The organism is Granulicella aggregans (assembly GCF_014203275.1).
Classification (GTDB): domain Bacteria; phylum Acidobacteriota; class Terriglobia; order Terriglobales; family Acidobacteriaceae; genus Edaphobacter.
Map to the genome: position 1 here is coordinate 39,354 of NZ_JACHIP010000004.1, position 13,380 is coordinate 52,733.

A 13,380-nucleotide genomic window follows, 5' to 3' on the forward strand; every position below is an offset into this window, starting at 1 on the left:
GTTCTTTAACATCTATCCGCACAAAAGGGTACGAACATTCGGTACTACTGCAAGAGCGTTGCGTGAAGCTGGGCCTCTCGACAAATCATCGAAAGGTCCAGATTCGAATTAGCCAATAAACTTTTCGTAGAATGTATGAATATGTTCCGCGATGTAGTCGAGACAATCTTCCGTCGCGAAGTGGCCTGCAGCCAGTCGGTGCATCTCGGCTTTTGGCAACTCCTGCAGGTAGGCTTCTCCGCCCACTGGGGTGAAAAAGATGTCTCCCTGACCCCAGAAGATGATCGTCTTCGGCTGCTGTTCTTTTAGAAATGCCTGCCATTTGGGATACAGCGTGACGTTGTTTCGGTAGTCGTAAAAGAGATCCAGCTGGAGTTGACGTCCATGCTGCCGCTGCAGCGTGTGGAAGTAATCCATGTTCCAGGTATCAGGACTTATCAGGGCCGGGTTGGTTGAGCCGCCCAGATAGGTCGCCTTCACTGTCTCCAATTCCAGCAGACCTGCGGCACCCTTCTCATTTTCGTCACTACGATCGAGCCAAAGAGCGTTGCGCAAACCGCCCCATGCTGCGCTGAAGCCAACCTCGTAAGCATTCGTGTTCTGGATGATGAGCCATTCCAGAGCCTTCGGATTCTTGGTCACGATGCGAAAGCCGACGGGACCGCCGTAATCCTGTACGTAGAGACCGAACCGCTCAAAGCCCTTCGCCTTCAAAAAACCCTCTGTGATCTCTGCCAGCTTGTCGAACGTGTAGGGGAAGGTCGCTGGGTCGGGCGTGTCGCTGTTCCCGAATCCCGGGTAGTCGGGTGCGATGACATGAAAGCGGGTGGCAAGCGCCGGAATCAGGTCACGGAACTGATGTGAGGACGCAGGCCAGCCGTGCAGTAAGACAAGTTTCGGACTTGAAGGATCACCCGCTTCGCGATATGCAATGTTGAGACCATCTACAGTGATGGAGCTATGGGTTACGGTGCTGGCGAGGACGGCTGGGGTATAAGTCTGGGTCATGGGATCTCTCTCGATTAGGGTGGCAAGACGAAAACTTTGGGGACAAGTCTCTGCGTTCAGGTATATAGAGTCCGCAACACCGTTAAAAGTTACAATAACGGTGTCAATAATTTAGTAAGACAACAAGAGGGTGCTCTCAGCGAGCCGCTTCGCACACGGCCTTCAGATGTTCTGGGGTTCCGCTCTGCTGGCCGTCAAAAGAATCCCCAGCGATGGCGTCTACGTCCTATGCTTAGGAGAGATGAATGTGGGCACTTCTGCACAGCAACCCGAAGAGTGGATCGATGGCTTCCTCTTTGTAGGGAATTATTTTGCTTTAGATTTCCTGAACACGCGCCTGGTGAACGAGGAAGGCCCCGTAGAGCTGCTGCCGGATACAGCATCGCTGAGCCGGTGGTTCGAAGCCGCAGGCCTGCCCAAGGGCGCTGGAAAAGATCGAACCGCTCAAACGTGGCAGAATTCAAAGGCGGCCCGACGCTTTCTGAAAGATCTGCTTGTCTTCCGCGAAGAGCTACGTTCCACGGTTCTACGGCTGGAATCCGGAAAGAATCCCGAGCCAGCCTTCCTAGAGGAACTCAATAAGAAACTGCTGGCCTACCCGCAACGTTACATCCTGGTGAGTAACCGGTCCGGCACGCGGAGGCAGACATATGTCGACCCGGCAGTTTTTCCGAGGGACCTGTGGAGGGAGCTTGCTGATTCCGCAGCTCATCTTCTAACGGATGTACCCCTGAATCGACTTCGCAAGTGCGAGAGATGCGTCGTCAATTTCTATGACATCAGCAAGAAAGGATCTCGACGCTGGTGCAGTATGCATCTGTGTGGGAATCGAGAGAAGGTTTCAACTTATAGGCGAAAGCAACGCGCACGCCAGGCCTAGTCAGACGGAGCAACCAGATTGGACAAATGCTGAACGCTCATCGAGGATCTCAGAGGCATTCAGCAATTCTTACCGATTCACCACGACTGGTGACAGCAGGCCGATGCACTCATTGAGCAGCGCTTAGTCCCGGTAACGCGCTTCTCGTCACCCAGAAAACTAAGCACCGTCAATCCTGCACCCCTCCGCACCCTACTCAATCAAGCAGAACGTTTTTAAAGCCTTCAGGGAACAATCCCCGCCGCCCCGCCGTACCCCCTCGCAGAGGGCCACCCATGCAAACCCTGCGCCAGGACATCGCCTACGCGATCCGCCAAATGCGTCTCTCCCCCGTCTTCACCCTCACCGCCATGCTCACCCTGGCGCTGGGCATCGGCGCGACCACGGCCATCTTCTCGCTCATCCACACCGTCATGCTGAAGTCCCTGCCCGGTGTCGATCCCGCACGGCTCTATCGCATCGGCGACGGCCAGGACTGCTGCGTCGAAGGCAGCCCGCAGGACAACTGGGGCATGTTCTCCTACCGCTTCTACCTCAGCATGCAGCAGAACACGCCCGAGTTCGAAGAACTCGCAGCCTTCCAGGCCGGAGGCACTGGGTTCAGCGCCCGCCGCGGCGAGACCGACCACATCGCCAAGCCCCTTGGCGGCGAGTACGTCAGCGGAAACTACTTCTCCACCTTCGGCATCAGCGCCTTCACCGGCCGCACCCTCATCCCCTCCGACGACCAGCCCAACTCCGCCCCCGTAGCCATGCTCAGCTACCGCACTTGGCAGCAGGAGTACGGCTCCGACCCCCACATCATCGGCTCCACCTTCATCCTCAACGGCCACCCCTTCACCATCGTCGGCATCACCCCGCCCGGCTTCTTCGGCGAGACCCTCCGTAGCGATCCCCCAGCGATCTGGATCCCTCTCAACCAGGAGACCGTCATGGCGGGAAGCAACTCCATGCTGCACCGCTTCAACGCATGGGTACGAGTCATCGGCCGCCTCAAACCCGGAGCCTCCCCCGCCGCTCTCCCGGACAAGCTCACCAACCTCCTGCGCGGCTGGCTCGTCAACGAAAGCGGCTTCCCCGCCGAGTGGATGGATGGAATAAAGTCCCAGCTGCCGAAGCAGACCATCAAGGTCGTTCCCGCCGGCGCGGGTGTCGGCGTGATGAAGGCCAACTACTCGGCCAGCCTCAACATCCTGCTGGCCGTCTGCAGTCTCGTTCTCCTCATCGCATGCGCCAACATCGCCAACCTCCTGCTCGCACGCGGAGCATCGCGTCGCACCCAGACCTCCGTCCGCCTCGCCCTAGGAGGCTCACGCCAACGCCTCATCCGCCAATCTTTGACCGAGAGCCTGGTCCTCTCCATCATGGGAGGCCTGCTTGGCCTCGCCGTAGCCTTCCTCGGCGTAAAGATCATCGTCGCCCTCGCCTTCCGTGGGGCACACTACGTACCCATCGACGCCACCCCCTCTCTGCCAGTCTTAGGCTTCGCCTTCCTTCTCTCACTCCTCACCGGCGCTCTCTTCGGCACGGCTCCAGCCTGGCTCGCAACGCACGTCAACCCCGCCGAAGCTCTGCGCGGCGCAAATCGCAGCACCAAAGATTCCTCATCACTCTCGCAGAAGTCTCTCGTCATCCTGCAGGCCACGCTCTCCGTCGTCCTGCTCACCGGAGCAGGCCTGCTCACCCGCAGCCTCGAAAAACTCCAGCACCAGGACTTCGGCTACGAGACCGACCATCGCGTCACCATCAGCCTCAGCGCTCCTTACAACTCCTACCCACAGCCGAAGCTAGACGCCATGTACCGCGACCTCCAGGACCGCCTCTCTCACCTCCCCGGCGTAGAGAGTGCGGCCTTGGCCCAGTACACGCCACTGCAGGACAATTGGGGAGAGATCGTCATCCGCCAGGGTCACGGTATGCCCAACATGAACGATCCCGTAGGCACATCCTGGGACCACGTGAACCCGGGCTATTTCGAGACCCTCGGTCAAAAGATTCTCCGTGGACGTTCGATTACGGTCGACGATACCGCCTCGACCCAGAAGGTCGCCGTTGTGAGCGAAGCCTTCGTAAAACGCTTCTTCAAGCCCGGCGAAGAACCTCTCGGTACTCTCTTCGGATTGGATCTTCCCAAGTACAACGCGGTCTACCAGATTGTCGGCGTAGTGCGCGATGCCAAGTACCAGGACCCCGCCAGCAACGGTCCCGTCAGACCAATCTTCTTCGCCCCGCTCACGCAGCGAGTGCAGTACGACCATCCGCTCATGCAGGCCATGGATGACAGCACCCACTTCATCGAAGGCGCAATCCTCAAGGTCCACGGCAGCATGGAAGGCCTCGAACCCCAGATCCGCCGCATCCTCGCCGACGTCGATCCCAACTTCACCCTCCTCAGCGTGCAGTCCCTCGAAGCCCAGGTAGACTCCAACTTCGATCAGCAGCGAGCCGTAGCCCAGATGACCGGCCTCCTCGGCATCCTGGCCCTAGTCCTGGCAGCCGTCGGCCTCTACGGAGTAGCCGCCTACACGGTCGAACGCCGCACCAGCGAGATCGGCGTCCGCATGGCCCTCGGCGCAAACCGCCTGAACATCGTCCGCCTCATCCTGCGCGGAGTCTTCCTTCAAATCCTCATCGGCCTGGCGATCGGCATCCCCGCCTCGATCGGCTGCGCGAAACTCATCTCCGCCCAGCTCTACCAAGTCAAAGGCTGGGACCCCATAGTCCTCGGCGGCTCTATCCTCGCCCTAAGTCTCTGCGCCTTCTTAGCCAGCATCATCCCCGCCCAACGAGCAGCCTCCATCAACCCCGTAAAAGCCCTCCGCGCGGAGTAGAAATTCTGTGCCCCATTCATCGCGCCTCTGTCTCAAGCGATGAGTGGGTCCGCCGCCAACTCCGGTGGCTGGCACGAACGCGGGTGCCCCACCCATGGCAAGCCTTTGGCCATGGGTGGGCCGCCACCAACATCACCACCCCAGCAGACTCCAACATCCCACCGAAGCGTCACTCCCCGTCCCACCCCCGTCCCATCCCTTCACCCCTCCGATTACCCCCACGCATGCAACCATCAACTAGCTGCGGGCTGACATCTATGTTCGTCGCAAGGGGGCCACCATCAGCGTTCGAATGAGGCTAGGCGATCTGCTCGTCCGCGCGAAGCTGGTAACCTCCAGCCAGATCGCGCAGGCACTCCAGCTCCAGGCCCGCCAGGGCGGCCGTCTCGGCGACCACCTCGTCGCCCTCGGCGCCGTCACCCACGCCGCCCTCGAAGCCTTCCTCAACCGCATGCCCGCCGAGCCCCGCGACCTCGACTCCACCGGCATCGACTCCAAAGAGCTCCTCACCCTCCTTCTCAAGCTCATCCACCAGAATCAGCTCGAGTCCGTCCGCCAGTTCGTCGACGCCATCAAGCTCCCCGCAACCCTCGTCAAAGAGCTCGTCAAGACCGCCGTCGACCGCCGCTTCCTTCTCGCCCGCGGCCTCCGCCCCACCGACACGGCCATGGAGATGAGTTACACCCTCTCCGACGAGGGCCGCCGCTACACCCTCGACGCCCTCCAGCAACTTCGCTACATGGGCCCCGCTCCCGTCTCCCTCGAAGACTTCACCTACCAGGTCAACCTGCAGAAGCTCACCAACGAGACCGTCACCATCGACCGCGTCCGCGACGCCCTCCGCGACCTCCAGTTCGACAACCTCATCGTCGAGCAGGTCGGCCCTGCCCTCAACGCCGGTCGCGCCATGCTCCTCTACGGCCCCCCCGGCAACGGCAAAACTTCAGCGGCCCTCCGCCTCGCCAGCCTCTTCAACGACGTCATCTACGTCCCCTACGCCGTCACCATCGATGGCCAGATCATCACCTTCTACGACCCAAGCATCCACGCCCACATCCCCGGCACCGGGCCCAACGCAACCGCCTCCGACCTCGACGCTGGCGACGGCCCATCGCTCCTCCGCAAAGAAGCCTACGACCTCCGCTGGATCCCCTGCCGCCGCCCCTTCGTCGTCGCCGGCGGCGAGCTCACCCTCGAGATGCTCGAGCTAAGCTACGACCACATCTCCCACATCTACGAAGCCCCGCTGCACATGAAGGTGCTAGGCGGCTGCTTCGTCATCGACGACTTCGGCCGCCAGCTCGTCAGCCCCACTAAGCTGCTCAACCGCTGGATCGTCCCGCTCGAAAGCGCCGTCGACTACCTCAAGCTCCACACCGGCAAAAGCTTCTCCGTCCCCTTCGACGAGCTGGTCATCTTCTCGACCAACCTCGAGCCCGAAGACCTCATGGACCCGGCCTTCCTTCGCCGCCTGCCCTACAAGATCGAGATCGGCGCACCCGACCTCAAGCTCTTCCGCCGCATCTTCGACAACCAGCTGGAACCGCACGGCATTCAGATCGACGACGAGCAATTCCACTGCGTCGTCCACAAGATCCGCGACGAAAAGGGCCTTCCTCTCGCCGCCTTCCAACCCCGCTTCATCGTCGACCAGATCGTAGCCACCAGCCGCTTTTTAGGCCAACCCGTCCGCCTCGAACAGCGCTTCATCGACTACGCCATCGACAACCTCTGCGTCCGCCGCAACAGCTAAAGAGACCCACCCTATCGAAGCGCCACCACTTGGGTGCCCCATCCATGACATGCCTTTGGTCATGGGTGGGACATTCGTGCGAAGCACGAACCGCCCCCGACCAATTCCCACCTACCCCGCCCGTTTCATAGCAAACAAACGGCAGTGCTCCAGATATCCAGCCTCATGATCCGACACCAGATCCACCACACTGCTCCACAACCACGAAGGAGCATCGATCGTCTTCCCCTGCGTCTTCATCAACTCCGCAGCCCATCTCCCACGCGTGTCTCTGTTCATCTGCCGAGCATGAGCCCGTCCCACCACCCCGGCAAACAAGTTCGCAGCCGCAATCGCTTCAGCCTGCGTAAGACTCTCCATCTCAAACTTCAGATCCTGCGGCATCAGCTCACGCAACACGACCGACTTGTCCATGAACTGCGAAGCGAGCATACGATTCCCGAGAAACGGCGACAGCGCCTTGGCCCCGGCCACAACTCGCTCTGCGTTCCCACGCGGCATCTCGCTCTTCGCCGCTCTAGGAGCCGCAGCCTTAACCGCCTCCTTGATGTCGATCAAAGAAAAGTCTCGCCTCTTGCCCTTCCCAATCCCCGCCAGCACAGCGAATCGCAGTCGCCCGAGCGAGCTGCATCCCTTCATCCAATAGGCCGCATCGAGCACCGCAACCTTATCTTTGTTGTCCCGGCTCTTAAGGCACGTCGCCATCTTTCGCACATCGTCTTCACCAAACAGCCGCTCGATCTCTTCTCTCTCAGCCTTCGATAGAGCCCAGAACCGCGCCCCCAAAGGTATCGTTGGCTTGACGTCCTCGATGCGCTCCTCAGCGAGATGTCGCCACTCTCGATTCAACGCCTGGCGCATCACCAGCTTGATCGGCATGACGTCGGACTCCTTCACCTTCGACGCCCGGCCAAGAAGCGCATGCCGATAGCCCTGTATGACCTGCTCCACCATCAGCGCCGTCGTCACGCCCGGCAGGTCGGAACCGCGTGCCGCCATGGCCAGCGAAAGGCTCAACCGGATCACGTCGTGCGCCGGGTTTCCGATCACGGTCTGATCGAGATCGCGAATCTGAATCTCGACCTTACCTTCAGCGCTCGCCACCGGACCGAGATTACCGATATGACAGTCACCGCAGATCCAGATCGACGGCCCCTCCGGAAGCGACTTCGACTTGCCCGCGCGATCAAGCCACTCGTAGAACTTGATCGTATTTCCCCGCACGTAAGCATGGGCCGACTGCGCCATCTTCAGACGTCGACGTTCCGTAAGTATTTCTTGGCGCCCATTAGGCATGACTTGTTTTAATTTCATTCGATCAAGTAGGTCGTCGCTCCTCAGCGAAAGTTCTGCTTCTGTGAGGCGCGAAGAACTCGTCGCGATAGACCGAGTTCTTATTAGGACTGCCCAGACTACTTTCCTCTGGCACCCACGACCACTAGCCCAACTCCCGCGACCAGCGCCACCACACTCAAAATCGGCGAGATCGGCAGCGTGCTCGTCTGTTTATGCGACACCTGCAGCGGACCCAGGTCCACATCCTTCTTCTCATGCGTGAAGCTCACGCCGCCCAGGGCAAACCCGGCGATCCCCAAAATAATCAGAACAATCCCAACCAGCGTTGCTGCCTTCATAGCGACTCACTCCCCCAAACTTATTTAATGACCACTTCCTCTGATGCAGATTCCCCGACACATCGACAGCCGCCACAACTTCGGGTGCCCCATCCATGACATGCTTTTGGTCATGGGTGGGACATTCGTGCGAAGCACGAACCGTCTCTATATCCCACTCACCCAAACCCTTGTCATCCTGAGCGGAGCGTGCCGCGCACTTGAAGGACCCGCTTTTGTCCTTGCCCATGTCCTCCGCCCGCCAAGATAAAATCAATCCCATGTCCCACACCGCTACTCCCGACCAGGCCTACACTCACGCGATCGACCAGCTCTACGCCCTCGGTCAGGAACTAGCCCCCGCGCCTCCGCTCCCCGACGGTACGCCCGCACCCCGCCGCAAGTGGGACCTCGCCCACATGCGCACCCTCTCAGCCGCTCTCGGCGACCCCCAAAACACCTTCCCCAGCGTTCTCATCGCCGGCACCAATGGCAAGGGCAGCACCGCCTCCACGCTAGCGAGCATTCTCTCCGCCGCCGGCTACAAAACAGGCCTCTACACCTCCCCACACCTCTCCCGCGTCAACGAACGCATGCAGATCCTCCCCGCCGCAACAGAGAATAAAGCCGTAATCCTGAGCGAAGCGAGGGACCCCGAGGAACCAGACTCCACCAAATCCGCTCAAACCTTTGAGCCGGGTGCGGGTGCCCCACATCTCGCCTCTGAGGTGTGGGACGTAAACCCTATCCCCATCTCGACGAACCCCACCGAAATCCCCGACCAAACCTTCGCCCGCCTCTTCTCCCGCGTAGACGACACCGCCGCCACCTTAATCTCCGAAGAAAAACTCCCCCACCACCCCAGCTTCTTCGAAGTCCTCACCGCCCTCGCCTTCCTGTACTTCGCCGAAGAAAAAGTCGACATTGCCATTCTCGAAGTGGGCCTCGGCGGCCGTCTCGACGCCACCAACATCGTCGAGCCCCTCCTCTCAGTCATCACCGACATCGCCCTCGATCACCAGGAGTACCTCGGCAACACCATCGCCGAGATCACCCGCGAAAAGGCCGGCATCCTCCGCGCCAACGGCACTCTCATCACCCTCCCCCAGCACCCCGAAGCCAACCAGGCCATCGGCGAAGCCGCCGCCCTCCTCAACCTCCAAGCCATCAGCGCCGCCGACTTCATCCCCTCCCAACTCCCCCAGATGCCACGCCTGGACGAAGCCGTCATCCTGAGCGAAGCGCGCAGCGCTGAGTCGAAGGACCCCGAGGGACTCAACGCGACCCCGAACGCTCGAACCTTTCAGCCTCAAATTGTGTCTGTTCTCCCCCGCAACCAATACATCCTCACCCTCAACAACGAACCGTTACAAGTCGACTCCCCCCTATCCGGTCACCACCAGCAACGCAACATCGCCCTGGCCATCGCGACCGCGAACGCATTACGTAACCAAAAAAGTTACAATCCCGAAATAAGTAACTTAAAAGGTTACAAAATAGAAACCCACGCCATCGAAGCGGGAATCCGCAACACCCGCTGGCCCGGCCGTCTCGAATTCCTCCCCCCAAACCTCCTCCTAGACGTAGCCCACAACCCCGCCGGCGCATGGACCCTCCGCGCCGCCATCGCCCGCCTGCCTGAAGACCAGCCCCGCACCCTCCTCTTCAGCTGCCTCGGCGACAAGGACCTCACCGAGATGTCCCGCATCCTCTTCCCGCTATTCGACTCCAGCCCCCGCGAGGGTCGCGAGAAAGATCACATCGTCCTCGCCCCCATCGCCAACCCGCGCGCCGCCAACGTCGAAGACCTCCTGGCCGCCGCCCACGCTCTCGACATCCCCGCCCACGCCGCCCCGCACCTCGCCGGAGCTCTAGCCCAGGCCCGCGCCATCACCCCTCCGGGCGGCCTCATCATCGCCACCGGCTCCGTCTACCTCGTAGGCGCCATCCGCGACCTCGCCCTCGAACCCACCGCGGAGGAAGTCCCGGCGTGACCTCGCCGCCACAAGCGAGCCTCGCCTTCCGGCTCATCACCTACGTCCTCCTCGCGCCCCTCGTCGCGTTTTCGACTGCCTTCTTCGGCTGCATCTCGCTCCTCTGCGGCCTATGGGATAAATCCGGCCGCCAGCAACACTTCATCGCCCACCTCTGGGCCCGCTCCCTGCTCCGCATCGCCTTGTCGCCCGTCACCGCCGTCGGCCTCGAGCGCCTCAAGCCCGGTCCCGCCGTCTACGCCTCAAACCACCTCAGCTACTACGACACCCCCGTCCTCTTCGCGACGCTTCCCTTCCAGTTCCGCATCCTCGCCAAGCAGGGCCTCTGGAAGGTCCCCTTCATCGGCTGGTACCTCAACCGTTCGGGCCAGGTGCCCGTCGATTCGAAGGACAACCGCTCCATGATCGCCAGCCTCGGCCGCGGCGTCGCCACGCTCAAGTCCGGCACTCCTCTCGTCCTCTTTCCCGAAGGCGGCCGAGCCGCCACCGGCCAGATTCAGGACTTCCTCTCCGGCGGCTCCTTCATGGCCATCAAAGCCGGCGTTCCCGTAGTCCCCATCGCCCTCATCGGCACCTACGAGCTCCTTCCCATACACACCTACCACCTCACCCCGCGCCCCCTGCTGGCCGTCATCGGCGATCCCATCCCCACCACCGGCCTCACCACCCGCGACGCCGCCGCCCTCACCGCCCGCGTCCGCGAAGCCATCGCCACGATGTACGATCAATATCGAAGGCCCTTGAAGTAGCCCCATTTCACCGAGGCCGTCATTCTGAGCGAAGCGAAGAATCCCCGCATCTGTTTTTGGCGCCGCCGCCAACTCCGAAAGAAGCCCGAGCAAGCATGACAAAGCCCCGCATCGCCATCCCCGTACCGACCAGTAACGACCTCGAATACAACCAGAAGTCCTGGCCGCAGTACGCCGCTGCCGTCCAGCAGGCCGGAGGTGAGCCCGTCGAAGTCCCTCTCACGCTCACGCCATCCGAGATCGCCGACCTCATCAACACCTGCCAGGCGATCCTCCTTCCCGGCAGCCCCGCCGACGTGAATCCTCAGAAGTACGGCCACGAGCGCATCGAGGCCACCGCCGATGCCGACCACGCCCGCGAAAATGTGGACGAACTTCTCATCCAGGACGCCCACAACCTCTATAAGCCCATCCTTGCCCTCTGCTTCGGCGTCCAGATCCTGAATGTCTGGCGCGGCGGCACCCTGGTTCAGGATCTGACCGTCATGCCAGTCAATCACGCTGCCGGCGGTTCGGTCGCCATCGCCCACTCCGCCATGGTCGCGCCGGAGTCGATGCTCGGCAGCCTGCTCACACAGGATGAAGCTCCCTTGCAGGAAGACTTCCTCCGCCTCCCCATCAACTCCAGCCACCATCAGGCCGTAGGCATTCCCGGCGATGGCCTTCGCGTCGTGGCTCGTTGCCCACAGGATGGAGTCATTGAGGCGGTCGAAGGTGGCCAGGCCACAGAAGGCGCGACCGCCCACTGGGTTCTCGGCCTGCAGTGGCATCCCGAGCGCAGCACCGAGATCAGCGCTGCCTCTCGCTCCATCTTTTCCCGCTTCGTGGCTGAAGCCGCGGCCTGGACTCCCCGTACCATCCGCACCTCCGTAGCCTAATTCTTCTCAGATGCCCGTAATGTTCCACGTGGAACATTACGGGAACCTGGCCTCCGCAGGCCGATGTTCCACGTGGAACATCGGCGAAACTACCCATTCCTTCCCCTCTGATTAAGCCCTCATTTTGAGCGTAGCGAAGGATCCCGACGGTGCCACAATAGCCATACCGCTCAAACCTTTCGCCTCAAAGTTCCAGGTCGCAAGCCCTTACATGCCACATGTTCCACGTGGAACATTGCGACTTTCGCGGCAAAAGGCTCCCCAGCACCCATGGCAATTCGATCCTCCCCCCGGGATTTTTCGCTACGCTCAAGATGAAGGCCATGGTTGGATTTCGGGGAAAGAAACCAGATGTTCCACGTGGAACATTCTCGGAGTTTCCACGTTAAGCCCTTTATCATCAACGAAAACAATCCGAATTCGCGTCAAAACTGCTTAATGTTCCACGTGGAACATTGTCCTTTCTCACCTCTCCACCTTGGCGCCAACCGAAACGAACTCCACCTCCGTGCCCTAAAATCAATCCAGTTCATAACCGGCCCAGCCCAGCCTCCCGGCCCACCGCAAGCCAATGTTCCACGTGGAACATTCACCAGATTCGAGAGTCCATGCCCGCATCCTCCCTCAGTTCGAATCAGATCGCCGAACTCGTCGCCACTTACCTGTCTCCCGATGCAGCAGTACCCGCCCCGCTTTACGACCAGCTAGCTACTTATCTCGAACTGCTTCTGAAGTGGAACGCCCGAACTAATCTAACCGCCATCCGCGAACCCGAGGAGATCGTTCGCCGCCACTTCGGTGAAAGCCTCTTCGCCGCCCAGCACCTGGGCGAGTGCTCCACCCTGCTCGACTTCGGCTCCGGCGCTGGTTTTCCCGGTCTTCCTATCCAACTCCTCCGACCCGAGCTCAAGGTGACACTCGCCGAGTCGCAGAACAAGAAGGCTACCTTCCTGCGCGAAGTCGTCCGCACTCTGGGCTTGAAGACCGAGGTTTGGGCCAACCGGGTAGAGGCAATGCCCATCTCGCGCTCGTTCGACGTGGTGGCCCTGCGCGCGGTCGACAACATGGATGCCGCCGTCGCTGCGGCATCGCTTCGCGCATCTCGGCGATTGGCAATCCTCGCCTCGGGAAAGCAAGGAGCCCCGTCTTTGCAAGAGTTTTCGCTCACAGGAGAGATCATCCTTCCGGGTGAAGCGGATCTGCGACTGCTCCTGATCGCCCGCGATTTCGCTCTCTAAAGGTCGTAACACGGCAATGTTCCACGTGGAACATTCTTCCCACGTCGCAAAACCCGCCCTATTACCCGTCATCCTGAGCGGATTCTGGCGCGCTGTTCGCGCCGGACGCAGTCGAAGAACCACAAGATTGCCCGGATCACCCATGCGATTCGACGCTTTCAGACGAGAACGTCTCAATGTTCCACGTGGAACATTCTTCCCGCGTCGCAAAACCCGCCCTATTACCCGTCATCCTGAGCGGAGTCTGGCGCGCTGTTCGCGCCGGACGCAGTCGAAGGATCCCGAGATTGCCCGGATCGCCCATGCGATTCGACGCTTTCGGGCGAGAACGTCGCAATGTTCCACGTGGAACATTGAACTTGATGTGGCTGAAAGATCTGATCAGCTATCGCTGACCCACCATCTTCAGGGTCCTTCTGCTGCGCAGTTCGCGATG

Annotated in this window: 10 protein-coding genes; 7 read left to right on the forward strand and 3 right to left on the reverse strand. The window is 60.8% G+C overall.

The window, feature by feature from the left end; translation table 11 throughout:
- Window positions 1-108: 108 nt before the first annotated feature.
- Window positions 109-1,008 carry an alpha/beta fold hydrolase gene (locus HDF16_RS13975; RefSeq protein WP_184217652.1) on the reverse strand — a complete coding sequence of 300 codons (900 nt, stop codon included), beginning with the start codon at window positions 1,006-1,008 and terminating at the stop codon, window positions 109-111.
- A 241-nt stretch (window positions 1,009-1,249) separates the two neighbouring features.
- Between HDF16_RS13975 and HDF16_RS31855 the strand changes: the two genes are divergently transcribed.
- The 3 genes from HDF16_RS31855 to HDF16_RS13990 all read left to right on the forward strand — a co-directional run bounded on the left by HDF16_RS31855 (window position 1,250) and on the right by HDF16_RS13990 (window position 6,472).
- On the forward strand, window positions 1,250-1,888 hold the full coding sequence (locus HDF16_RS31855) for a CGNR zinc finger domain-containing protein (RefSeq protein ID WP_432432247.1): 639 nt from the start codon (window positions 1,250-1,252) through the stop codon (window positions 1,886-1,888).
- A gap of 275 nt (window positions 1,889-2,163) precedes the next feature.
- Window positions 2,164-4,719 (forward strand): ABC transporter permease, encoded by a 2,556-nt coding sequence (locus HDF16_RS13985; RefSeq protein ID WP_184217656.1) that lies wholly within the window; start codon window positions 2,164-2,166, stop codon window positions 4,717-4,719.
- A 292-nt stretch (window positions 4,720-5,011) separates the two neighbouring features.
- The gene (locus tag HDF16_RS13990; protein ID WP_184217658.1) at window positions 5,012-6,472 is read left to right on the forward strand and encodes an AAA family ATPase; all 1,461 of its coding nucleotides are present in this window, start codon (window positions 5,012-5,014) and stop codon (window positions 6,470-6,472) included.
- Window positions 6,473-6,583: 111 nt separating this feature from the next.
- On the opposite strand, the gene HDF16_RS13995 is transcribed toward HDF16_RS13990, so the two are convergent.
- Together HDF16_RS13995 and HDF16_RS14000 are read right to left on the reverse strand one after the other, a co-directional pair.
- Window positions 6,584-7,786: a DUF2252 family protein gene (locus HDF16_RS13995; RefSeq protein ID WP_184217660.1), complete on the reverse strand. Its 1,203-nt coding sequence runs from the start codon at window positions 7,784-7,786 to the stop codon at window positions 6,584-6,586.
- A 98-nt stretch (window positions 7,787-7,884) separates the two neighbouring features.
- Entirely contained in the window at window positions 7,885-8,106 is a 222-nt protein-coding gene (locus HDF16_RS14000; protein ID WP_184217662.1) for a DUF3185 domain-containing protein, read from the reverse strand.
- A gap of 260 nt (window positions 8,107-8,366) precedes the next feature.
- On the opposite strand from HDF16_RS14000, the gene HDF16_RS14005 reads away from it, so the two are divergent.
- From HDF16_RS14005 to rsmG, 4 genes are all read left to right on the forward strand, one after another.
- Window positions 8,367-10,079: a bifunctional folylpolyglutamate synthase/dihydrofolate synthase gene (locus HDF16_RS14005; RefSeq protein ID WP_184217663.1), complete on the forward strand. Its 1,713-nt coding sequence runs from the start codon at window positions 8,367-8,369 to the stop codon at window positions 10,077-10,079.
- Window positions 10,076-10,828: a 1-acyl-sn-glycerol-3-phosphate acyltransferase gene (locus HDF16_RS14010; protein ID WP_184217665.1), complete on the forward strand. Its 753-nt coding sequence runs from the start codon at window positions 10,076-10,078 to the stop codon at window positions 10,826-10,828. Before HDF16_RS14005 ends, HDF16_RS14010 begins: the two co-directional genes overlap by 4 nt.
- Window positions 10,829-10,923: 95 nt before the next feature.
- Window positions 10,924-11,706, forward strand: coding sequence for a gamma-glutamyl-gamma-aminobutyrate hydrolase family protein (locus HDF16_RS14015; protein WP_184217667.1), 783 nt, complete (start codon window positions 10,924-10,926; stop codon window positions 11,704-11,706).
- 608 nt (window positions 11,707-12,314) lie between these two features.
- Window positions 12,315-12,944 carry a 16S rRNA (guanine(527)-N(7))-methyltransferase RsmG gene (rsmG, locus tag HDF16_RS14020; RefSeq protein ID WP_184217669.1) on the forward strand — a complete coding sequence of 210 codons (630 nt, stop codon included), beginning with the start codon at window positions 12,315-12,317 and terminating at the stop codon, window positions 12,942-12,944.
- The last annotated feature ends 436 nt before the right edge of the window (window positions 12,945-13,380 follow it).